Source organism: Pantoea sp. ICBG 1758 (assembly GCF_002928325.1).
Lineage (GTDB): Bacteria > Pseudomonadota > Gammaproteobacteria > Enterobacterales > Enterobacteriaceae > Pantoea > Pantoea eucrina.
Map to the genome: position 1 here is coordinate 974,505 of NZ_POWL01000001.1, position 22,318 is coordinate 996,822.

Here is a 22,318-nt window from a genome sequence, read left to right on the forward strand (position 1 = left end):
GCTCACCCCTCCGCCTTTTTTCGTGGCCGCTCAGGCGGTCCGTGAAGGTGGACGCCAGGGCGCCATAAATGGCGCCCCTACGGAATGGCGTAGATATCTTCCGTAGGGGCCGCATTAATGCGGCCCGTGAAGGCGGATGTATATCCCGGGCCAGGGCGCCATAAATGGCGCCCCTACAAAATGACGTTGGCGGCCGGTGCTGACGAAACGGCGGGGGCTGACTGCAGGCGTTTCTCTGGCTGCAGCAATGTCATGGCCAGCATACTGACAAAGGCGATAACGGCAGTCGCGGTAAACATGGCGTTATAGCCGTAATACTCCGCCAGCCAGCCGCACAGCATGGGTGAAATAATGGCGGCCAGGTTAGCAATTGCCAGCGTCATCCCGCTGAATGCACCCACCGACGCCTTTGGCGTAACGTCTATAACCACCGACCAGTAAACATTATTGACCAGCGCATTGAGTGCGTTTCCCAGCGTCATCAGGGCGATGATCGCGGCCGCCGAACCGGCAAACGGGATGGCCATAAAGCAGCAGGCGGTGGCGCAGAGCGTAATCGCCGCAAAGCCATTGCGGGCCAGCCGCAGATTTCCGGTTCGCGCCAGCAAACGATCGGCGAGGCGTCCGCCGAGCAGCACCGTCAGACAGGCTCCGCTCCACGGGATCATGGCGATATACCAGAGCGAGTGCAGGTCATAATGAAAATTATCCTGCAGATATTTTGGCAGCCAGGTGACCAGCGTAAAGGTGATATAGAGAAAACTGAAATAGCCCAGCGCATTACACACCAGCGTGCGGCTGGTGAAAAAGCGCCACCAGGGTAACGGGCGCTCATCATGCGCTTCAGCACGCTGCCCCTGTACAATAAGCGCACGCTCAGCGTCGTTCGCCGCCGGATGCCGCTGCGGCGTATCGGCGAAGTAGCGGGCAAACAGCAGCATCGCCAGCAGCGAAAAGACGCCAAGCAGGATAAACATCATGCGCCAGTCGTTGGTCAGCAGCAGCAGGCCAACCGCGATGGGGGCGGTCAGCAGCGAGCCTACCTGCGTACTCAGCAGGCCGATACCCAGCGCCATGCCGCGTTCATTATCCGGCGCCCAGTGCGCAATTGTCTTGTTCATCAGCGCGTAGGCAGGACCCTCGGCAAAGCCAAACAGTACGCGCAGCGCGGCGAACCCCATGATGGCGGAGCCGCCAAACAGCGCCACGCCAATTTCACCTGCCCAGGCCGTGGCGATCTCCAGCAGCGACCAGAGCACGCCGGCCATCAGCCACACTTTGCGCGTGCCAAACCGGTCGGCGAGAAAACCGCCGCAGAGCGAGCCAAACAGATAGCCAAAACCAAAGTACCCCAGCACGGCGCCCAGCTCGACCTTACTGAAATGGAACTGCTGCGAAATGGCCTGCGCAGCGAAGGAGAGTGCACCGCGGTCAACGTAATTAATCAGCGCAATAAGGAACAATAATGAAAAGATACGGTAGCGGACAGCAGAGGCTTTCATGGCATAACTCCTGTGAAGAACACAGGAATGAGTAAGCAAAGGTAATGCCAGAATCTCTGAGCCGGGTCATATCAGCGCGAAGAGGGATAAAACCGGGCAGAACAGCAAGCACTTTATGCTTCGGGAAACGTAAAGGTTGCTGCGCTGCACCAGACTGGATGCTTAAGCGTGCATTGAGGGTGCAGAATTACACCACGGGCTGCTGCAGGATCACGCCATTCACCATCGGCTCCTGAGGTAATCCGACATGCAGTAAAATCTGACCACGATAGTGCTCATCCGTGTCGTGCTGATCGTCGCTCAGCAACACGCCCGCTTCATTGACATTCTTGCCCGCAATTTCCGTTTTGGTACGCGCCGCACTGCGCATCCACTCATATTCAATATCGATATGCCCGGTATCAATACAGCGGATCCCCTGCTGACTGAGATCGTAAGCCAGCACGGTCGCCGTCGGACCCAGCGAAATCAGCACTAAGTCATACTCGCGGGCATGCGCCAGCACACTGGTATAGAGCTGGTTATAGACTGAAAATGCATTACGGTTTAGCGTGGTAATACGCTTTATTTCGCGTGCGCCGTCCATTAAATCGTTGCCGATACCCAGCCGGGTGCCGCTGCCTTCAACGATCAATATTTTTTTGTCGTAAAAAAGCTGTTTGAATTTAGCAAATACGCGGGTCGCCTGCTGTTTATCAATATAATCATGATAAGGACGCGTTACCGAAGTATTTCCATACTGATACGTTTTTTTTAATAAAGGCTCATAGCGGCGAAAGAAAAAGGCTTTATGAAAAAACCAGAACAGGGCTGAGCCAAAACGCATATTGCGGGTGGAGCGAAAAGCATCCGGCATGCAGAGCAGGCAGGGGTTATCGTCACGCGTACCGCGCCGCATGATCTCTTTCAGTCTGATAGAAAGACGCTCATCAAATGACTGAAAGCCAATATTTTTAAACAGTGTCATCTCCAGTTCTCCATCCCCATACCGGCATACGGATAACCTGTCGTTACTGAGCAGCAAATCGATCGTCTGTTCAGGTGACATCACCTGATATTGCCGCGCATGTGCCTGGGCAACCGGGAATTTTAACGCTGCGTGTGTAAATTTAAATGGAAACCGTATTTTACGATAAAGGGAATCTGCGCTGATCATAATAACCTTCTTTTTATCTGCGGATCTGCTATAGAGCAGTCAGGTGATTTATATCACTCTTCCTGAAAAAACAGAGGCTGAGGAAATTCCCAAACTGAAATTACGCTGCGTTATTTAATGATTAAACCCCGGCTCAACGTAAAACCAATCGGAAGAATTGTCAGGCGTAGCGGCAAATTAAATGGCAGCAGGCAATTTACGCCAGGATAATTCGTATACCGGCTGCGCGGACCCGTTAATCAATTTCATCAAAGCGTGCTGCTGGCCCTATTGCCCCTCATTTAAGCCATTCAGCGAGCCTGACGGTAATCATTTTTATGATGCCGGGCCTGTTATCGTGCACGCGCTCACGCCATCTGTTATGCCAGTGAGTTAGCAAAAGGTGCGCAATCGCTGCGGCAATGATTAATTAAATCTATCAAAATTAAACGTGATTTCAGTCACATGGTGAGCCTGTCGCTGACGGCAAGCCTTAAGCAACGCTTGATTCATTAGCGGATCTGACAACACATAAACTCACGGGTTTTTACACAGTGCTTACATAAGTTAATATTTTGTTGGAATTGCTGCGATGTCGTAACGGCATAAATTAATGAACAAAACTGAGGGATTGGCATGATAACAAAACTCACCAGTATCGTAATGGCGATACTGGCGATAGCGCTGCTCTATATGGGTGGTCAGCTGTTACTCAATGGAGGCAGCGCGTTCTACGCGATGATGGGGGCAGGATTACTGCTGACGGCTGTTTTACTGTTCCGCAAACAGCGCAGTGCGCTGACGCTCTATGCGGTACTGATGTGGATCACGCTGGCGTGGATCGTCTGGGAAGCGGGATTTGATAAGTGGCAGTGGATCCCGCGCGGCGACCTGTTTGGCGTGATCGGCCTGTGGCTGGCGATGCCGTGGGTTGTCAGGCCGCTTACCCGCGGCGAACGCCGTTTTCATCCGCTGCTCGGCGGCACCGTGGCAATTATGGTGCTGGTCGTCATCGGTCTCTGTTTTTACGATCCGCTGCCGCAGGCCGGTACCATCACCAATGCACGCGAGCCGGTAAACGAGCCTGGCGCAGAAAATGAGTGGGCCGCCTATGGCGGTACGCCAGCGGGGCAACGCTTCTCAGCGCTGAAACAGATCAGCAAAGCGAACGTCAGTAACCTTGAAGTCGCCTGGGAGTATCATACCGGTGATATGCGTCAGGAGAGCGATGCCACCGAGTATACGTTTGAGGCGACGCCGCTGAAAGCCAACGATATGCTCTATCTCTGCACGCCGCATAATGAAGTCCACGCGCTCAATCCGGAAAGCGGGGCGGTGAAATGGAAATATACGCCGGAGAAAAACCGCTCTTATCTTCAGCAGCATCAGACATGCCGCGGCGTCAGCTACTACGCCGCACCGGTTGCACAAACCAGCAGCAGTGCGCCTGCGCTTTGCCGTAAGCGTATCTTCAACGCCACCACCGATGCGCGCCTGATTGCGCTGGATGCCGACAGCGGCAAGCGCTGCCCTGATTTTGGCCGCGATGGCGTGGTGGATCTGCGCGCAAACATGGGTGAGATCCGCCCGCACGCGCTGATGCAGACGTCTGCTCCGCTGGTGGCCGGTAATCTGGTGATCGTGGGTGGATCGGTCATGGATAACGGCTTTGAGAAAGGCAATCCTTCCGGCGTCATTCGTGCCTATGACGCGCAGAGTGGCCGCCTGGTGTGGAATTTCGATCCGGCCACGCCGGATGTGACCGCGCCGATTGCCGCAGATAAGCGCTATCCGCAGGATACGCCGGTTGCCTGGGCAACGCTGAGCGCCGATGTCAAAAATGGCCTGGTCTACGTTCCCTTTGGTAATGCATCACCGGATGAAGTGGGGATTGAACGCGACGCTGACAGTAACACCGAGAAGTTCCGCGACACGCTGGTGGCGCTGGATCTGCAGACCGGTGCGTTTAAGTGGCGCTATCAGAGCTCGCACCACGATTTGTGGGATCGCGACAACCCGTCACAGCCTTCACTGCTGGATATCGATTATCAGGGCCAGAAGCAGCCGGTAGTGATCCTGCCGACCAAAACCGGCAACCTGTTTGTGCTGAATCGTCTGACCGGCCAGCCGGTTTATCCGGTGAACGAAGTGAAAGTCTCGACTGAAGGCGGCGTTCCCGGCGAAAAATTTGCCGCCACGCAGCCGGTCTCCAGCCTGAACTTTATTCCGCAGGCGCTGACGGAAAAATCGATGTGGGGCATTACGCCGTTTGACCAGATCGCCTGCCGGATCGATTTTCATCGTCTGCGTTATGATGGCAATCCGTGGACGCCAGCTACCGAGGCGGGCACGCTGGTGTTCCCGGGCAATATTGGCGTCTTTAACTGGGGATCCGTCGCGGTCGATCCGGAGCGCCAGATGCTGATCGCTGCGCCGGTACGCCTGGCGTATAAATATAATCTGATCAAGCGCACGCCGCAGACGGCGACCGAGCGCCTGTTCACCAAAGATGGTCAGCCTTACTGGAATGAAAACTTTCACGGCGACTATGCGATCCACATTCAGCAGCTCGCGTCGGGTCTGGGTATTCCCTGCATTGCACCGCCGTGGGGCCGCCTGGTGGGGGTTGATCTGAAAACCGGGAAAACGGAGTGGCTGCGTCGTATCGGCACCACGAAGAACCTGAAAACCACTTTCCTGCCAGGCCGCTTCCCGCTGGGATTCCCGATGGGGATGGTGGCACACGGTGGGCCGCTGCTGACCGCTGGCGATCTGGTGTTCCACGGTGCGACGGCAGATAACTTCTTCCGCGCCTATGACAGCACCACCGGCGAGCTGTTGTGGCAGACCGAACTCAGCGCAGGCGCACAGGCCACGCCGTCAACCTATATGGGTAAAGATGGCAAGCAGTATGTAGTAATCGCGGCGGGGGGGCACGGATCGCTCGGCACCAAAGCGGGCGACAGCGTGGTAGCGTTTCGTCTGAAGTAAAGAAGGACGTATCACACCAGGGTTAACCAGCGTCCCGCCGCCCGGCGGGACGCTGCATCAGAGATTACGCTTTCGCACGTTCACTCTGCACTTTCTGCGCAATACGATCGCCAATAGTTTTGTCGATATTACGCCAGTAGGTGAAAGCGCGCGACAGCACCGGCTCCTCCACGCCGTTAAGCAGGTGACCGGCAACGTTGTTTACCAGACGATCGCGTGCGGCATCATCCATCACTTTATTCACCAGCTGATTCGCCTGGCCGAAATCATCGTCATCTTTGCGCAGCGTATAAGGTGAACGCACCATATCGCCCTGCGACTGCCAGGTGGAATCGGTAGGGTAGCGCTCGCCATCGGCCACCGGACCACCTTTGGAGTTAGGCGCATAGACCGGATCGGAGACCGGATTAATGCGCATCGCACCATCTTTGCTGTAGCTGTTGACCGGCGCCTGCGGCGCGTTCACCGGGATCTGCTTATAGTTAACGCCAAGACGTGCACGGTGCGCATCTGCATAGGCGAAAATACGGCCCATCAGCATTTTGTCCGGGCTCAGGCCGATACCGGGAACCAGGTTATTCGGCTCAAACGCCGCCTGTTCAATCTGGGCATGGTTATCGGTGGGGTTGCGATCCAGCGTCAGTTTACCGACTTTGATCAGCGGATAGTCGTCGTGCGGCCAGACTTTGGTCAGATCAAACGGGTTGTAGCGGTAGCTGTCCGCTTCTGCAAACGGCATGATCTGCATATAGAGCGTCCAGCTCGGAAAATTGCCTTCTTTGATAGAATTAAACAGGTCGCGCGTATGGTAGTCGCCATCCTGACCGGCCAGCGTGTCGGCATTCTCCTGCGTCAGGAACTCAATGCCCTGATCGGTTTTAAAATGATATTTCACCCAGAACTTCTCACCAGCGGCGTTAACCCACATATAGGTATGGCTGGAGTAGCCGTTCATGTGGCGCCAGCTTTTCGGAATGCCGCGGTCGCCCATCAGCCAGGTCACCTGGTGCGCAGATTCGGGTGAGAGGGTCCAGAAATCCCACTGCATATCGTTATCGCGCAGGTTGTTATCCGCCCGGCGCTTCTGCGAGCGGATAAAGTGCTGAAACTTCATCGGGTCGCGGATAAAAAACACCGGCGTGTTATTGCCCACCATGTCGTAGTTGCCTTCGGTGGTGTAAAACTTGATAGAGAAGCCGCGCGGATCGCGCCAGGTATCCGGGCTGCCGCGTTCACCGGCTACGGTGGAGAAGCGCATCACCACATCAGTGCGGGTTCCGGGCTGGAAAACGGCGGCTTTGGTATAGCGGCTGACATCTTCTGTCACTTCAAAATGGCCAAATGCGCCGCTGCCTTTTGCATGGGGCTGACGCTCCGGAATACGCTCGCGGTTAAAGTTGGCCATCTGTTCAATCAGATAGTGATCGTGCAGCACCAGCGGACCATCAGGCCCGACCGACAGGGAGTGTTCATCGCTGGCTACCGGAATGCCCGCATCCGTGGTGGTCGGTTTGCGATTATCACTGCTCATAATATCTCCAGATTTTGTAAGGGTAATCTCAGCCTTTAAGCGTAGCAGCATGCGCTGCGCTTGCCTGATTAGTTACGCAATCTGAAGCGAGCGCCACTCACCCTGTCCGGAACACCCCGCGCGCCGGGCAGAAGGGGCGATCAGCGCTGCGCCGCGTGCTCGTAAAAATCTATCTTTTCTACTTTTGCCGCAGAACCGCCCCCCTCAAACTCCGCCGCCAGCCACGCATTCACAATATTTTTTGCCAGCTCCGGACCCACCACGCGCGCGCCCAGCGTCATGATCTGGGCATTATTGCTTTTACGCGCCCGCTCGGCAGAGAAAGTGTCGTGACACTGCGCTGCCCGCACGCCGGGCACTTTATTGGCCACGATGGCTACGCCAATACCGGTGCCGCAGAGCAGGATGCCGCGCGCAAACTCCTGCCGCTGAATCGCGGTCGCCAGCGCCCAGGCAACATCCGGGTACATAGGGCGGGCGTTATCAGCATCGTTGGTAAAATCTGTCACGGTATAACCCTGCGTTTCCAGCAGCGTCTTAATGATATTTTTCAGATCGACAGCCGCATCATCAGCACCGATTGCAATCGTTTTCATAGCGGTTCTCCGGTAAAGAAAAAGGGCCTGCATCCAGGCGTGGATCACAGCGTGCCACAGGGTTAAACATTTGTTCAATGCATGTTCATTTGTAATATGATGGTTTTGTGAGCGCGATCGCGATAGATGAGTCAGGTGGCAGGTTTTAAGGCGCGACAGGGCCTTGCGCCAGGTCACAGATCCTCTGAACGCGCATTGAAACAGGTTCATTAATTCGTTTACTGTTCATATGAACAAATGACCATCAGGGTCAGGGCGCGCTATAACCGGGAGCTGCATGATGTCTCAGCCACAACGCTTACTTGGTGTCAGTCTCAAAATGTACTTTGGCTATCAGCAAACGCTGGCATGGTGCCGCGAGGTCGCCAGCCTGGCCGATCACCCGGCGATCAGAAGCGGCAGGGTCGGCCTGTTTATCCTGCCCGCCTATCCGGCGATCCCTGCCGTAGCGGAGATCTTCGCGGGCACGCCGGTACGCATTGGCGGACAGGATGTTTGCCAGGCGGAAAATGGCGCCTGGACCGGTGAAGTCAGCGCCAGCATGCTGCAGGAGCTGGGCTGTTCGCTGGCTGAAATCGGTCATGCGGAGCGGCGGCGACACTTCCGCGAGGATGCGGCGCAGATTGCCGCCAAAGTGGCGATATCGCTACAGCACGGGCTGACGCCGGTGCTCTGTATTGGCGAGTCGGAGCAGGGCACGCCCGCGGAGGCGATTGCGCTCTGTGCCGCAGAGCTTAACGATGCGCTGGCGCAGGCGGCGGCGCATCGCCTGCGGGGCGAGATTCTGTTTGCCTATGAACCCCAGTGGGCCATTGGCGCGCCGCAGCCGGCCCCCGACAGCTATATTCGTACCGTCTGCGCCGGGCTGCGGACGCTGCCGCTGCCCGCCGGTATTACGCTGAAGGTGATATATGGCGGCAGCGCCGGACCGGGTCTGATCCAGCGACTGGGCAGTGATGTGGATGGCCTGTTTCTTGGCCGCTTTGCTCACGACCCGCAGGCGCTGGCGCAGATTATTGAAGAGGCCAGCGCGCTCGCCGGTGGCAGAGCATAGCGGGGCGGCCGCGATGAGTGCTATAACTTACGGCTGCTTACGACCGCGTTACACAGGACAGAGAAGAGATGGAGAATACCACGCCGGGTCAGGATGCTGAGCTGCTGACCGAGATTGCCGTCGCCTACTATCAGGATGCCATCACGCAGGAGGAGATCGCGCGTAAATTTGGTATCTCGCGCATCAAGGTCGGGCGACTGCTTAAACGCGCGCGCGAAGAGGGCATTGTGGAAATCAGCGTGCGCTACCATCCGGTTTTCAGTACCCGGCTGGAGCAGCAGCTGCAGCGCTCTTTTCCGCGCCTGCAGCGGGCGCTGATTGCGCTGGATTCCGCCGACAGCGACGAGCAGCGCCGTCAGGTAGCCGCGCTGGTGTCTGCCCATCTGGCGCAGACGCTGAAAGATAACGCTATCGTCGCTGTCGGTCAGGGGCGTAACGTGGCGGCGGTGGCCGATCATCCGGGTCAGGTGCCCGACCGCAACTGCCTGTTTATCAGCGGTATTGGCGGCACGCACCGCCCGGGCGACGCCATCAACGCCGATCACATCAGCCGCCGGCTGGCAAAGAAGTTTGGCGGCAGTAGCGAAACGCTCTATGCCCCCGCCTACGTGGAGAACCGCGCGCTGCGCGACAGCTTTATGCAGAACGGTACGGTAAAAGAGACGCTGGATCGCGCGCGTAAAGCGGATGTGGCGCTGGTGGGGATCGGGGATATGAATGAGAACAGCTACATGGTGAAGCTGGGCTGGTTTACCCCGCGTGAAATTATCGACGCCAGTGTTAATCAGGGTGTGACCGGTGATATTGCCGGCTATGACTTTTTCAACGCCCGCGGTGAAGCGGTGGAGACGGTCATGAATGAGCGCGTGATCGGGCTGAGCATTGATGAGCTGCGCCGGATCCCGTGCGTGATCGCGATAGCCGCAGAGAATACCAAGGCGATGGCGATACTCGGGGCGCTGCGCACCGGGGCCATCGATATCATCGCGACCTCGGCGCAGAATATCCGCACGGTGCTGAGCCTGGTACAGGCGCGCTAAAGCGCGCTTTAGCGTATCTGAACGCGCCGGATTGCAATCTCTTCGGCGCGCTGCAGCAGCAGCTGCAGATCGTCCTCATCAATATCCAGCAGGGGCCCGCTCTCCAGCGCCTGATGCAGGTCGTCGCGCGTGAGCGGAACCGGCATCGCCACCGGCTGCGGTTTCGCCTCGGCGGCCGCCAGCGGATGAGGATAGCGGCGTCCGGCGAGGTTATTAAATACGATCGCCAGCAGCGCGAGGCAGACAGAGTTAAGCATCACCGGCGTCAGCACAAAGTGGTAGCCGAGCTGCGCCACGCTGCCGCCGCCGAGAATCGCCGTCAGCGCCACCGCGCCGCTGGGCGGGTGCAGACAGCGCAGCTGAAACATCACCGCAATAGCGAGACAGGCGGCTACTCCGCACGCCAGTGCCGGCTGCGGGATCAGCAGTGCCGTGGTCACGCCAATAACGCCGGCAACGAGGTTACCGCCAATAATCGACCACGGCTGCGCCAGCGGGCTATTGGGCAGGCCAAACAGCAGCACCGCAGACGCTCCCATTGGCGCGACAAACCACAGGTTTACCGCACCCAGCATCCAGTGGCTGATGAGACTCGTCAGCATAAGGCCCAGCCCGGCTCCGAGGCTGGCCAGCAGGCGCTGTCTGCGCGCCACGGGCAGGGGATGTGGCCAGAAGCGGGCCAGAAACAGGCGCAGCGAGGCCAGTCGGCTCGCCGGTTGTGGTTGTGTCATAGAAAATCCGTGAGAAGCCAGAAACAGTGGCCGGGGATTGTCGCCTGGCGTCTGACGCTAAACAACCCTGCAGTGTGCAGGGATTTATGCGCGTACGCGGAAGGTGCGACAGCCTTACGCAACGGCGGCAGTTGAGGTATAGTCCGTTTTTTTTCGGAGGAACCATGCTGCCTGACTTATCTACCCGCCTGAACAAATACATCAGCGAGAGCGGAATCTGCTCGCGCCGCGATGCCGATCGCTATATCGAACAGGGCAACGTATTTATTAACGGTAAACGCGCCGCCGTCGGTGCTCAGGTGTACGCCGGAGATGAGGTCAGGGTGAATGGCCAGCTGATTGAGCCGCGTGACGCCGACGATCTGGTGCTGATTGCGCTTAACAAACCCACCGGCATTGTTACCACCATGGAAGAGGGTGAGCGCGACAATATCGGCGACTTTGTGAACCACAGCAAGCGCGTGTTTCCTATCGGCCGGCTGGATAAAGATTCGCAGGGGTTAATTTTCCTCACCAACCACGGCGATCTGGTTAACAAAATTCTGCGCGCCGGTAATAACCACGAAAAAGAGTATGTGGTGACGGTTGATAAACCGATCACTGATGAATTTATCGCGGGCATGGCGGGTGGCGTGCCGATGCTGGGCACGGTAACAAAAAAGTGCAAAGTTAAAAAAGAGTCGACGTTTGTGTTCCGCATTATTCTGGTGCAGGGGCTCAATCGCCAGATCCGCCGCATGACCAAACACTTTGGCTATGAGGTGACGAAGCTTGAGCGTACGCGCATCATGAACGTCAGCCTGAAGGGGATTCCGCTCGGCGAGTGGCGCGATCTGACCGATGATGAACTGATCGATCTGTTTAAGCTGATTGAGGATTCGTCATCAGAAGATACTAAAACCCGGCAGGCGCAGGCGAAGAAAAAAACGGCGTCGCCGGCGAAAAAAGCGCCCGCTGCGGCTGCAAAGCAGGGCGATAAAGCGGGGGGCCAGGGCGCGAACCGCAAACGCTTTACCCAGCCCGGCCGCAAAAAAAAGGGGCGTTAAGCCCCGGATTATCCGCCCGGCCTGCGGGCGGATCGGATTATTTATCGGTGCCAAATCCCTGTTTATGGAGCGCCGCCAGCACGTGCGGGAAGTAAATGTGCTGGTAGTAGCCGCTGACGCTGTCGCTCCAGCTCTCGCCATCGCTGCGGCCGGTAGTTTGCCAGTGCTGCACCAGCTGCGCGTTGTAATCAGCGATATGCTGCGGCAGATCCGCCTGCTGATAACGCTCTTCGTGGCGGAAAGTCGGCAGCGGCAGACGCGGCTTCTGGTGCGCAGGCTGGTCGACGTGGCCGATGACCACCCCGGCAACCGGGAAGGTATAGTCGGGCAGATCCAGCAGTGCGATCATCGCTTCCGGATCGCGGCGGATGCCGCCAATCGGCACAATACCCAGCCCCTCAGCCCGCGCGGCGGCCATGACCGATCCCAGCGCAATGCCCACATCGGTGGCGCCGGAGACCACGCTTTCAATACTCTGCTGCGCAATCTGCTCACGGCCGCTGGCTTCTATCGCCAGGCGCGACTTATGCATATCCAGGACAAAGGTCAGAAACACGGGCGCTTTCGCGATCCACGGCTGCCCGCCGGCAATGGCGGCAATCTGCTGGCGCTGCGCGGCGTCGCGGGTGACGACGACGGATACCTGCTGGGAGTTGACCGAGGTAGGCGCGTAGTACGCCGCTGAAATAATTCGCTCAAGTACCGCATCCTCTACGGGCTGATCGGTATAGCTGCGCTCACTCTTATGCTGAGCGAAAAGATCGATAATGGAACTCATGCTGCCTCCTGTTGTGGGGGAGAGAGCGTAGCAGGCCGGGTAGCGGTGCGTTTTACCGTTATTGCCGTGAGGTAAAACCGGGTGCCGTGGCGGCACCCGGGCGGGAGGTATCAGCTGACTTTCACCACGGTTTTACCGAAGTTTTTGCCATTGAGCATATCGAAGAACGCCTGCGGTGCATTCTCCAGCCCCTCAATCACATGCTCGCGATAGTGCACCTTCTCCTGCTCAACCAGCGGCGTCATCGCTTTCAGAAACTCAGGATAGCGGTCGCCGTAGTCCTGGAAGATGATAAAGCCCTGCATGCGGATACGGCGTTTCAGGATCCCCGCCATGATCAGCGGCGTGCGGTCAGGTCCCGGCGGCAGGTCGCGGCTGCTGTAGCCCGAGACGAGGCCGCAGACCGGAACGCGGGCAGCGGTGTTCAGCAGCGGGAATACCGCGTCAAACACTTTACCGCCGACGTTCTCGTAATAGATATCGATACCGTCCGGGCAGGCCGCAGCCAGCTGGTCGGCAAAGTCATCACTGTGGTGATTGATACAGGCGGAGAAGCCGAGCTTTTCAATCGCATAGCGGCACTTCTCTTCACCCCCGGCGACGCCCACCACGCGGCAGCCGTTAAGCTTGCCCAGCTGGCCCACGGTCGCGCCGACCGGACCGGTCGCCGCCGCCACTACCAGCGTTTCGCCCTTTTTAGGCTGACCAATGTCCATCAGTCCCATATAGGCGGTAAAACCGGGCATGCCGAGAATGCCGAGCGCCCAGGAGGGGTGAGCCAGCTCGCCGAGCTTTGCCACGCCTTCGCCATCAGAAACCGCATAGGTCTGCCAGCCGCTCTGGGCCAGCACCCAGTCGCCCGCTTTAAAATCGCTGTGCTTTGATGACTCAACCTGACACACCGTGCCGCCAACCATCGGCTGGTCGAGTTCCGCCGGCGGCGCATAGGATTTACCGTCATCCATGCGGCCACGCATATAGGGATCCAGCGACAGCCACACCGTGCGCAGCAGCATCTCACCCTCTTTGATCTCCGGCACCGGTTGTTCCACCAGCCGGAAGTTCTCTTTTACCGGTTCGCCCTCGGGACGGGAAGCCAGCAGCCAGGCCTGGTTTGATACAGCGTGTTGCGACATAGTTACCTCTCTTATGACAAACGGGTGAGGCAAGTGTAGCTGAGGATAAGCGCACTGCCGTTAGCGGATATTGCGCGACCGGTCTGCCGCAATAGTTTGTCACTCATTCGCGGAAGGGTGTTATATAAGAGCGACCGATTGCCAGATCCCCCCGGACCGTGCTGCTTCGCATGTGCCGTTTCCTGACCCGGAGATTGTTATGATAAAACCGTTACGCGCCGCGCTGCTGCTGGCGACGCTGGCAGGCAGTACGCCGCTGCTGGCGCAGACTTACGTCTATGTTTCAGAAGCCGGCGACGGCACGATTGCGCGCTACAGTCTGGATCAGCACGGCGCTCTGCACCTGCTGGGCCATACTCCGGCGGACGGCAAGGTGATGCCGCTGGCGCTCAGCATCGATAAAACCCATCTTTATGCGGCGATCCGCAGCAAGCCGCTGCAGCTGGCAAGCTGGGTGATTGATCGCCGCAGCGGCGACCTGACGCAGAAGCAGCAGGTGCCCGCCGCCGCCAGTTATCCCTGGATCGTCGCTGAGCCGCAGGGGCGTTTTCTGCTGGCGGCTTCGTATGATGGTAACGTCGTTGATGTATACCGGCTGACGCCGGAAGCGACACTCAGCGCACCGCCGGTGAGCCGGTACGCCACCGGGCCTGCCGCTCACTCGGCCATTGCGGATCCAGCCGGCAAAACGGTGTATGTCGGCAACCTCGGCACCGACCGCGTGCTGCAGCTGACGCTGAGCGACAGCGGCACGCTGGCCGCGCTCGGCAGCGGGTATGTCGCTACGGCTAAAAACAACGGCCCGCGCCACTCGGTAATGTCCGCAGACGGGCGCTTTCTGTATAACATTGGCGAAATGGGCGGGGTGATCACGCAGTTCCGGCGTGAGGCGAACGGGGCGCTGGTAAAAGTTGCTGAATCCCCCAGCGCGGTTGCCGCCTCTTATCATCTGGCAGAGGGGCGCGAACGGCCGCCGGGATACAGCGATCCCACGCCGCGTATCTGGGCCGCCGATATTCATCTCACGCCGGACGGGCGCTTTCTCTACGTCAGCGAGCGCACCAGCAGTACGCTGAGCGGCTACCGGGTAGATGCAGAGAGCGGGGCGCTGACGTTAGCGGGCAGCTGGCCGGTGGAGAAGCAGCCGCGCGGGTTTGCCATTACCCCGGACGGACGCGGGCTGGTGGTCAGCGGCGAGAAGAGCGCGGTGATTGGCAGTTACCGCATCGATCCGCAAAGCGGGGCGCTGACGCGCACCGGTGAAGCGCCGGTGGGCAGCGATGCCAACTGGGTGACGATCGTGCACTACTGACGGCTGTGCAGGCGGCGGTCTGCACAAAATAATTTTATGGAGCCGCCGCACAGCTGAGAAATGTGATCGCCGACACATTTTATCTGTTAACCGGACGATTCCCTCCGGTGCCGTGCAGCCACTACGCTGGTCGCTGCGGCACCGGCAGCTTCGATAAGCGGCGTTAACGGATAACCGCACACGCGGGGCGTATCATCCAGCATAAATTTTGATGACGAAACAATTTGTCGTAGTTATCTGCGTGAGCGCAGGCAGCAATCTGGCAGGATACGCCGCACTTAGTGCCTTCTGGTCCCTGTGACATGCCGTGGCTTACCCGACCCGCTCTGTTCTTTGCCTTAAAAACCACGCTCGCTGCGTTTCTGGCGCTCTGGCTGGCGCTGGAGATTAACCTGGATCGCCCCGCCTGGGCGCTGACGACGGTGTTTGTCGCTTCGCAGCTCTACTCCGCCTCGACCATCTCTAAATCGCTGTTTCGTCTGCTCGGCACGCTACTGGGCGGCCTGTTTATCTTTCTGATTTTTCCGCTGACGGTGGCGCATCCGCTGCTGTTCAGCCTGGTGATTTCACTCTGGGTCAGCGGCTGTCTCTGGCTCTCACTGCATGACCGGACGCCCAAAAGCTATGTGTTTATGCTGGCGGGCTACAGCGCGGCGATTATGGGGTTTCCGGAAGTTTACACGCCGTGGGGCATTACCAGTACGGTGCTGTCGCGTATTGAAGAGATCACCTTAGGCATTGTCTGCAGCAGCCTGATACACGGCCTGCTGTTTCCGGTCTCCATGCGCAGCCTGCTGGAGCAGAGCGTGACGCAGTGGTATCTCACCGGCCGCCGGCTCTGTCACGATCTGCTCTCCGGGCCGGTTAGCGCCGTCTCGCCCGAGCGGGAAGCGATCCTGACGCAGATGGCTACCGCACCGCAGCAGGTGGAAATTCTGATCACCCACTGCGTCTATGAGGGTGACGCTGCCCGGCGGCTGATCCGCTTAGTCAGCGCGCAGTATCAGCATCTCTCCTATCTTATCCCGACGCTGACCGCCATCGAGCTGCGCCTGCAGCGCCTGGCCGCACGCAATATCCTGCTGCCTGACTATGTGGCGCAGGGATTTCAGCAGTTCCTGCAGTGGCTCAGCGACGGAGAGGCGCCGGGCGATGTGATCGGCATTCAGCTGGAGCTGACCCACCGGCAGGCGCAGATCAACGCGGCGTGGCGCGCCGGCGAGCTGCCGGTGGAACACTGCCTGCTGCTGAGCGGGCTGCTGGAGCGCATGATCGACTTTGTGCGCATCGCCGGGGCGTATCAGAGCGTCAGTGGCATGGTGAGCGATTTGTCGGGTGACACCGCACTGGCGCGCGGCAGACGCACCCACCGCTTCTTTGATCGCGGGCTTATCCGTCTTTCGGCGCTGACCGCTTTCTGCGCCACCTTTGGCAGCTGCCTGCTGTGGATGGGAAGCGGGTGGCGCGACGGTGCGTCTGCCCCGGTTATGGCGGCGATCCTGAGCTCTTTTTTCGCCAGCCTCGATACGCCGCTCACCTCAATGAAGCTGTTCGTGCGCGGCGTGCTGATCGCCATTGGTATCAGCCTGGTGTATGTCGCGCTGCTGCTGCCGCAGGCGACCTCGTTTGAGGCGCTGATAATCTGCATGGCGCCGGGGCTTATTATGCTGGCGCTGACAATCGCCCGCCCGGCAACCAACCTGATTGGCCTGAGCGTGGCGATTCAGATCCCGGGACTGATCGGTTTTGGTCACCATCTGAAGCCGGATCTGGTGCTGCTGGTGAATAACGCCATAGCCTCGGTGACCGGTGTCCTGTTTGCCGCGATCGCCACGGCCATTATGCGCAACAAGCGGCCGTCGTGGAGTGCGCGGCGCGCGGTGCGGCGCGGACTGCGCGAGCTGCTGCGCTTTATTAAGGAGATTGAGCGCAACGGCTCATCCCTGCCGGCCCGGCAGCGCTTTATCAGCCTGATGCTGGATAAGGTCAACATGGTGCTGCCGCGTCTGCGTCTCGATCCGCAGTCAGATATGAGCAGCGCCGGTATGCTGCTTAATGAGGTGTGGCTGGGCGTCAACAGCTTCGACTACTATGCGCGGCACCGGGTGCTGCTGGGTAATTACCTGCTCGACAGCGGGGCGTTTTTCTATGAGCTGGGACGCTTTCTGAAGCAGCGGCTGAAGTCGCTGCAGAGCGCCCCGCACGCTGAACTGCAGCAGACGCTGGATCTGCTGCTGCTGCAGCTGGAAGCGCTGGCGCTGGATGATGAACGCCTGTTTACGCCGCTGTTTCATCTGTTCAGCGTCCGGCTCTATCTGTTTCCGCAGCTGGCGTGGCCGGAGGCGACCGCCGGCCAGCGCGCCGCCCTGCAGCAGCACGCTCTGCGCCTGCGCGCTCAGCCATCCCAGCTGTAGCCGCCCGGTACGCGCGCAAAGCCTGCCGGTTTCAGCAGCGCCGTCAGCGGCGACTGGCTGGCCGGAGAACCATCAATCTGCTCCAGCGTAAAGCGCAGGCGCGGCTCGCGCCGGAGGGCCGCGGCTAGCGCGCCAAGCGCCTGCTGCAGGATCTCCGGCGATATATCTGCCATAAACGTATGCAGCTGTTTACCGCCGGGCGGCAGCCAGAGCAGCGGCTCTCCCTGAAACAGCACCACCCAGCTGCCGCTGCGCCGCAGCGGTTTCGTCCCGGAGAGGGTCAGCGGCCACGGCAGCTGGGTGCCAAACGGATTAGCCGGATCCAGCGTAGCCAGCGCCAGCGTCGCAGCGGACGGCGCGCGCTGCAGCTGACGGATACGCTCAATCAGCGCCGGCTCAGCGAACTGCGCGGCCCCCATGCCGCTGACAAAACGCCCGCGCAGCAGGTGTCCGGCATCCTCCATCGCGCGCAGCACCGGCTGCAGCGCCGGAAAACCACCGGGGATCGCGCTGCTGCGGGCGGCGCCGTGCGTTGCCACGCCGCTGCGGTCCAGCAGGGCGCGGGTCAGCGCCAGCGCCCGCACCGTATCGGACGCCGGTCTGATATTCAGCAGCGTCCAGCTGCCGGGCAGCGTCACGGTGGCGGCCAGGGCCGGACGCCCGGCGCCGCCGGGTGCCGCGCCAAAATGGCGTCCGGCCATGCGGCGACGGCGTGCCGGACGCGTTTTGCTGCGCAGCGGCGGCATCCGCAGCGGCTGCCAGCTCTGCGACGTGATCCAGCCACGCCACACAAGATCCCACAGCGCCGCGTCGGTTTCCGGTGACGCACCATCACCGGCGTCGCTCTCGGTGGCGAGCTGCAGCTGCAGGAAGGTTGCGCTGCCGTGCTGCTGCAGGTGCGCCACGATACGCTGCTGCAGAGGTGACAGCGTCACGACTTGCGTCTCCGCCGGTGGCGTCATGATTGCGGCAGCGGCGTCAGCCGGGCAGAGTTCCACCCGCTCCTGTCGCGTGCCGGCTGCGCGGCTGCCGCGCCAGAGCACCTCGCCGCTCGCCAGCAGTTCATCCAGCAGCGCGGGCTGGTAATCAGCGATACGCGCCGGAAAAATCTGGCTCTCCCACAGCCCGGCAGGCAGGGCCACGCCGGCCAGCTGCGCGATCACCCGGCGCAGACCCTCTGTACCGCTGAGCCGGGCGGTAAGCGCGTGGCGCTCCGTCAGCGCCTGCACCCATGCCGCCGGCGCAGCGGGTTGGGTCGCCTCACGCGCCGCCTGCAGCGATGCCAGCCGCAGACGCCGGAATACCGGCGCGGCGATCCACTGCACCCCGCCGGAGGCGGGTTCGCTTTTGACGACACCCGGCGTCTCCGCCAGCAGCCTCTCTGCCGTGCCGGCGTCGAGGCCAAAATGCCGGGCGACCTGGCTGGCTCTTACCAGCGTGTGCGTCTGCAGATAGCGGCTGACCAGCCCCTGCAGCGGGCGAACCGCGCTCTCCGGCACTGCGCTGCCGCCACCGGAGAGCGCCTGCAGGCGGGCGGCATCTTCTGCGACCGCAAAACAGGCCTGCGCACCAGACGTAACCGGCAGGATCCGGCCCGCCTGCTGCAGGGTCTCCAGCACGTTTGCCAGCGGCGGCGCGCCCCGGTAGCGCCGGGCTATCTCTCCGGCGCTGAGCGGCCCCAGTTCGCGCAGCAGATCCACCACCGTTTCCTCGCCGGTAGCCTGGCGTGCTGGCGTCAGGCGCTGCAGCAGCGCTTCCGTCTGCGCAATGACGTTTGCGTCCAGCAGCTGCTCTGGCGGCAGCGCCCCGATCAGCTCGCTGAGCAGTGACGTATCCAGCGCCAGCAGTGCGGCCAGCTGCTCAGCCTGCGGCACCGCCCGGCGATCGGCGTCAGCCAGATGGCCGGTCAGCAGCGCGGCAGCGAAGGGCGAGGGCGCGTCAGTTGTTACCTCGCGCAGCTGCACCTCTCCGGCGCGGATCTGCGCCATCAGCTGCTGCAGCGCGGGCAGATCATAGACATCCTGCAGGCATTCACGCGCGGTTTCCCGCAGCAGCGGAAAATCCGGGAACGGCCGCACGGCGTCAAACAGCTCTGCGGCGCGCAGCCGCTGCTGCCAGAGCGGGGTGCGCTGCCCGGCACGCTGACCCGGCAGCAGCAGGGCGCGGGCGGCGCATTCGCGAAAGCGGGCGGCAAACAGCGGCGATCCGCTGACGGCGCGGCTGACCCGCTGCTGTAACTCATCCGGCGTAAACTGCAGCCAGTCGGAAAGTGAAAATGTGGCATGCGGCGGCAGACGCGTCACAATGCCGTCGTCGCTGGCGACCACGTCAGCCATTATGCCATGCTGTTCCGCGAGCCGATCGGCCAGCGCCAGCGCCCAGGGCGCGTGTACGCGTCTGCCCCACGGCGAGTGCAGAATAATGCGCCAGTCGCCGCTGTCGTCCGCACAGCGCTCAATCAGCAGCGTGCGATCGTCCGGCAGCTGTCCGGTCGCCACCTGTTGCTCACGCAGCAGCGTCTGCAGATTACGCCGGGCGTGCGCGTCCAGCGCCGGGTCTTCTGCCGTGCCGTTTGCGGCCTGACGCAGATAGCGGCCGCGCGCCGCGCCGAGCGATGCGGCGCGTCCGGGCGCATCCGCCTGCCAGAACGGCAGCCGTGCGGTGCGTCCCGGTGCCGGTGTGACAATCACCCGGTCGCGCATAATCTGCTGAATACGCCAGGTTGTGGCTCCCAGCGTCACGATGTCATTGACGCGCGAGCCGTAAACCATCTCCTCATCCAGCTCGCCCACGCGGCGGGTACCGGCCTGCGCCTCACCCTCCGGCAGCATCACGCTGACGCTGCCGCGATCGGGAATGGCGCCGGCGTGCATAATCGCCAGCAGCTTTGCGCCGGGCCGGGCCGTGATGCGATCCGTCTGCGGATCGTGGATCAGCCGCGGGCGCAGCAGGGCGAAAGCGTCAGTGTCGTCGCGTCCCGTCAGCATCGCCAGCACCGCATCGTAATCGTGCCGCGACAGCGTCAGAAAAGGCGCGCTGCGCGTGACTTGCTTAAACCAGCGGCCAGCCTCCAGCGGCGCTATGGCGGCGGCAGCGATGGTCTGCTGGGCAAGAATATCCAGCGGGTTTTCCGGCACGGTCAGCGGCTCCGTTTCGCCCGCCAGCATCGCCGTGACGATCACCGCCGTCTGCAGCAGATCGCTGCGCGATCGGGGCCAGAATTCCCCCTGCGGCGTGCTGCCCGGCCGGTGTCCGGCGCGTCCGGTGCGCTGCAGGGCGCTGGCGACCGACGGCGGCGTACCGACCTGAATCACCTGTCCGACGCTGCCCATATCGATCCCCAGTTCCAGGCTGGAGGTGGCCACCACGCAGCGCAGCGCACCGCTCTTCAGCGCGCTCTCGATCAGCAGGCGCTGCTCCCGGGCAACGGAGCCGTGGTGCGCACGTGCAATCTCTGCAGCGTCATCGCGCTGCTGCTGCTGCCAGCGGGCGTTAAGGCGCGCCGTCAGCTTCTCTGCCAGCGCGCGCGAATTGGTAAACACCAGCGTGGTGTGATGGCGCAGCACCGCGGCCAGTATTCCCGCTTCCAGATGCGGCCAGAGCGCGCCGGCTTCGCTTTCGCTCCCCGGCAGCGGCGGGGGAGCCGTGAGATCCGGCACCGGGACCGTGACGCGGAGCTGCAGCGGGCGCAGCAGCGGCGGGTTGACGAGAGTGACCGGGCGGCGACCGGCCAGAAAGCGCGCCACGGTCTCCGGCGGGTTTACCGTTGCGGATAACCCGATACGCTGCGCCGGCCGGGCCAGCTGCGCATCGAGCCGCTCCAGCGACAGGGCCAGATGGGCGCCGCGTTTGTTGCCCGCCAGCGCATGAATTTCATCAACGATGATGCTGGTGACGCCGCGCAGCGTATCGCGCGCCTGCGAGGTCAGCAGCAGATAGAGCGACTCCGGCGTGGTGATTAAGATATCGGGCGGATGGCGGCGCAGCGCTGCCCGCTCGCGCGCCGGGGTATCGCCGCTGCGGATCCCGCAACGGAGCGTGATGGCCGGCTCGCCCTGCTGCTGACGACATGCGCTGACGCCCGCCAGCGGCAGCTGCAGGTTGCGTGCCACGTCGGCGGCCAGCGCTTTAACCGGCGAGATATAAAGCACGCGCGTGGTTTCTTCGTGCGCAACGGCGGCATCCGGACTGCGCTCGCGAAACAGCGCATCGATGGCGTGCAGAAACGCCGCCAGCGTTTTGCCGGAGCCGGTCGGCGCCACAACCAGCGTATGGCTGCCGCCGGCGATCGCCTCCCAGGCCGCCTGCTGAACCGGCGTCGCCTGATCGAACGTCTGTGTAAACCACAGGCGCGTGGCGGGTAGAAAGTGCGACAGCGGTGGGACAGACATCCCGGACTCCTTGCGGGTAAGAGGGCGCGATTAGCAGTGTAGTCGCCCGCGCGCGGCTGAACAGGTTATATACTTGATGCTCAGCGATTTATTACGGGAGCTTGTTATGAACAGCGTAAAAATGGCGTTACTGGCGCTGGCGCTGCCGGTCAGCGCGCTGGCCGCGCCGGTATTTACCCTGCAGTCGCCCGATTTTCAGGATGGCGGTATGCTGCAGAAGGCGTTTGCCGGCAATAAACCGGGCAATCCGGCGTGCAGCGGCGAGAACCTCTCACCCGCCTTCAGCTGGCGCGATGCGCCGCCGGGCACACGCAGCTTTGCGCTGCTGATGACCGATCCGGTGGGTGCGAAAGGGCTGGGCGTGGTGCATATGGTCGCCTATAACATTCCGGCGGATCGGCAGCAGTTTGCGCGCGGCGAGCTGAGCAGGGGAACCGGTTATACCGGCGGCACCAACAGCCCAGGCACGGCGCACTACTATGGACCCTGTCCGCCTGCGGGCAGCGGCATGCATCACTACAACTTTGTGATTATCGCCACCGATCTGCCGCCGGACAGGCTGCCGGCCGGGCTGACGCATGATGCGCTGATCGCTCAGCTTAAAGGTCACGCGCTCGCCGGCGCCACCCGCGTCGGTCGCTTTACCAACGATGAGTAAACC

The 22,318-nt window shown here is 61.0% G+C and carries 15 protein-coding genes; 7 read left to right on the plus strand and 8 right to left on the minus strand.

Features of this window, described 5'->3' with window-relative positions; translation table 11 throughout:
- Window positions 1-173: 173 nt before the first annotated feature.
- Both C1Y41_RS04850 and C1Y41_RS04855 read right to left on the minus strand, forming a co-directional pair.
- Window positions 174-1,502, minus strand: coding sequence for an MFS transporter (locus C1Y41_RS04850; protein WP_104084956.1), 1,329 nt, complete (start codon window positions 1,500-1,502; stop codon window positions 174-176).
- Window positions 1,503-1,689: 187 nt separating this feature from the next.
- The gene (locus C1Y41_RS04855; RefSeq protein WP_039384317.1) at window positions 1,690-2,658 is read right to left on the minus strand and encodes a GT-D fold domain-containing glycosyltransferase; all 969 of its coding nucleotides are present in this window, start codon (window positions 2,656-2,658) and stop codon (window positions 1,690-1,692) included.
- Between the two features lie 615 nt (window positions 2,659-3,273).
- Between C1Y41_RS04855 and C1Y41_RS04860 the strand changes: the two genes are divergently transcribed.
- Entirely contained in the window at window positions 3,274-5,628 is a 2,355-nt protein-coding gene (locus tag C1Y41_RS04860; RefSeq protein ID WP_071668808.1) for a membrane-bound PQQ-dependent dehydrogenase, glucose/quinate/shikimate family, read from the plus strand.
- A gap of 64 nt (window positions 5,629-5,692) precedes the next feature.
- Here C1Y41_RS04860 and C1Y41_RS04865 read toward each other — a convergent pair whose 3' ends face one another.
- Both C1Y41_RS04865 and C1Y41_RS04870 read right to left on the minus strand, forming a co-directional pair.
- Window positions 5,693-7,159: a catalase gene (locus C1Y41_RS04865; protein WP_039384321.1), complete on the minus strand. Its 1,467-nt coding sequence runs from the start codon at window positions 7,157-7,159 to the stop codon at window positions 5,693-5,695.
- 140 nt (window positions 7,160-7,299) lie between these two features.
- On the minus strand, window positions 7,300-7,755 hold the full coding sequence (locus C1Y41_RS04870) for an RpiB/LacA/LacB family sugar-phosphate isomerase (RefSeq protein ID WP_039384323.1): 456 nt from the start codon (window positions 7,753-7,755) through the stop codon (window positions 7,300-7,302).
- A 280-nt stretch (window positions 7,756-8,035) separates the two neighbouring features.
- Between C1Y41_RS04870 and C1Y41_RS04875 the strand changes: the two genes are divergently transcribed.
- Both C1Y41_RS04875 and C1Y41_RS04880 read left to right on the plus strand, forming a co-directional pair.
- Window positions 8,036-8,809, plus strand: a complete 774-nt coding sequence (locus tag C1Y41_RS04875; protein ID WP_039385861.1) for a triose-phosphate isomerase family protein — start codon at window positions 8,036-8,038, stop codon at window positions 8,807-8,809.
- A gap of 68 nt (window positions 8,810-8,877) precedes the next feature.
- Entirely contained in the window at window positions 8,878-9,849 is a 972-nt protein-coding gene (locus C1Y41_RS04880; RefSeq protein WP_039384324.1) for a sugar-binding transcriptional regulator, read from the plus strand.
- Window positions 9,850-9,857: 8 nt separating this feature from the next.
- Here C1Y41_RS04880 and C1Y41_RS04885 read toward each other — a convergent pair whose 3' ends face one another.
- Window positions 9,858-10,580, minus strand: a complete 723-nt coding sequence (locus tag C1Y41_RS04885; RefSeq protein WP_039384326.1) for an HPP family protein — start codon at window positions 10,578-10,580, stop codon at window positions 9,858-9,860.
- A 164-nt stretch (window positions 10,581-10,744) separates the two neighbouring features.
- Between C1Y41_RS04885 and rluF the strand changes: the two genes are divergently transcribed.
- A complete protein-coding gene (rluF, locus tag C1Y41_RS04890; RefSeq protein ID WP_039384328.1) occupies window positions 10,745-11,626 on the plus strand; it encodes a 23S rRNA pseudouridine(2604) synthase RluF in 882 nt (293 codons plus the stop codon).
- A gap of 37 nt (window positions 11,627-11,663) precedes the next feature.
- Here rluF and C1Y41_RS04895 read toward each other — a convergent pair whose 3' ends face one another.
- Complete coding sequence (locus tag C1Y41_RS04895) at window positions 11,664-12,404, minus strand: nitroreductase family protein (protein ID WP_104084957.1); 741 nt, start codon at window positions 12,402-12,404, stop codon at window positions 11,664-11,666.
- A gap of 110 nt (window positions 12,405-12,514) precedes the next feature.
- Complete coding sequence (locus tag C1Y41_RS04900; RefSeq protein ID WP_104084958.1) at window positions 12,515-13,540, minus strand: NADP-dependent oxidoreductase; 1,026 nt, start codon at window positions 13,538-13,540, stop codon at window positions 12,515-12,517.
- A gap of 199 nt (window positions 13,541-13,739) precedes the next feature.
- Here C1Y41_RS04900 and C1Y41_RS04905 point away from each other — a divergent pair, with 199 nt between their 5' ends.
- Window positions 13,740-14,852, plus strand: coding sequence for a beta-propeller fold lactonase family protein (locus C1Y41_RS04905; RefSeq protein WP_104084959.1), 1,113 nt, complete (start codon window positions 13,740-13,742; stop codon window positions 14,850-14,852).
- A 302-nt stretch (window positions 14,853-15,154) separates the two neighbouring features.
- Complete coding sequence (locus C1Y41_RS04910) at window positions 15,155-17,266, plus strand: FUSC family protein (RefSeq protein ID WP_039384337.1); 2,112 nt, start codon at window positions 15,155-15,157, stop codon at window positions 17,264-17,266.
- Here C1Y41_RS04910 and C1Y41_RS04915 read toward each other — a convergent pair.
- A complete protein-coding gene (locus C1Y41_RS04915; protein ID WP_104084960.1) occupies window positions 17,248-21,657 on the minus strand; it encodes an ATP-dependent helicase in 4,410 nt (1,469 codons plus the stop codon). The genes C1Y41_RS04910 and C1Y41_RS04915 overlap by 19 nt on opposite strands.
- 106 nt (window positions 21,658-21,763) lie before the next feature.
- Here C1Y41_RS04915 and C1Y41_RS04920 point away from each other — a divergent pair, with 106 nt between their 5' ends.
- A complete protein-coding gene (locus C1Y41_RS04920; RefSeq protein ID WP_104084961.1) occupies window positions 21,764-22,315 on the plus strand; it encodes a YbhB/YbcL family Raf kinase inhibitor-like protein in 552 nt (183 codons plus the stop codon).
- Window positions 22,316-22,318 lie beyond the last annotated feature (3 nt).